The organism is Limnospira sp. PMC 289.06 (genome assembly GCF_032350395.1).
GTDB classification, from domain to species: Bacteria; Cyanobacteriota; Cyanobacteriia; order Cyanobacteriales; family Microcoleaceae; genus Limnospira; species Limnospira platensis.
The window spans coordinates 1-970 of the sequence record NZ_JARPLC010000363.1 but is presented as its reverse complement, the minus strand read 5'-3'; the positions used below and the strand labels follow the sequence as shown (position 1 = coordinate 970).

At 48.1% G+C, this 970-nt stretch carries 1 protein-coding gene; it reads left to right on the top strand.

The window, feature by feature from the left end:
• Positions 1-938, top strand: a 938-nt coding sequence (locus P5674_RS25215) for a GUN4 domain-containing protein (RefSeq protein WP_315670426.1), incomplete at its 5' end; no start/stop codon positions are given.
• Positions 939-970: the final 32 nt, after the last annotated feature.

Here is a 970-nt window from a genome sequence, read left to right as displayed (position 1 = left end):
AAGCGATCGCATCTCAATCCCGATCACAGCTAGAATCTCTGGTCAAAGCGATCGCCTCTCAACTCCAATCCCAGAATGAAGCGATCGCCTCTCAACTCCAATCCCAGAGAAAAGCGATCGCATCTCAATCCCAATCACAGCTAGAATCTCTGGTCAAAGCGATCGCATCTCAACTACAGTCGCTACCACGGCTAGAATCTCAGATAGAAGCGATCGCATCTCAATCCCAATCACAGCTAGAATCTCTGGTCAAAGCGATCGCATCTCAACTACAGTCGCTACCACGGCTAGAATCTCAGATAGAAGCGATCGCATCTCAATCCCAATCACAGCTAGAATCTCTGGTCAAAGCGATCGCCTCTCAACTCCAATCCCAGAATGAAGCGATCGCATCTCGACCTAAGCCGATAGGTGAACCACAAGTGCAAGAAACTCCCATCGTGTCTTCATCTTCTGGTTTTGATTATACCCAACTCAACAGATTATTGAAATCAGGCCAGTGGAAAGCTGCCGACCAAGAAACGGCTAAGATGATGTTAGCGGTGGCCCGAAAAACCCAACGGGGATATTTATACGAGGATGATATCAAAAACTTTCCTTGCGAGGATTTGCGAATCATCGATGGTCTTTGGGTTAAACACAGTAACGGACACTTCGGGTTTAGTGTCCAGAAGCAAATTTACATCAATTGTGGGGGAAAGCCCGATGGATCGTATCCAGGTGATACAATCGTATATCGGTTTGCAGACGAGGTAGGATGGCGAGTGGGTGGGTCGTGGAGACAGTGGAAAGATTATACGTTTTCCCCAAGAGCAGCCAAGGAGGGCCATCTCCCGGCCCTAGGGAGATTGGGTGGTTGGGTTGGGTCGTCGCAAAACTACATCCTGGGTCAAACATACTCTTCTCTCGCGCACCGACTTGTAACCTGTAGTAAATAACCACTTCAGGCAGTTGTCAAGTTCTTGTTTTC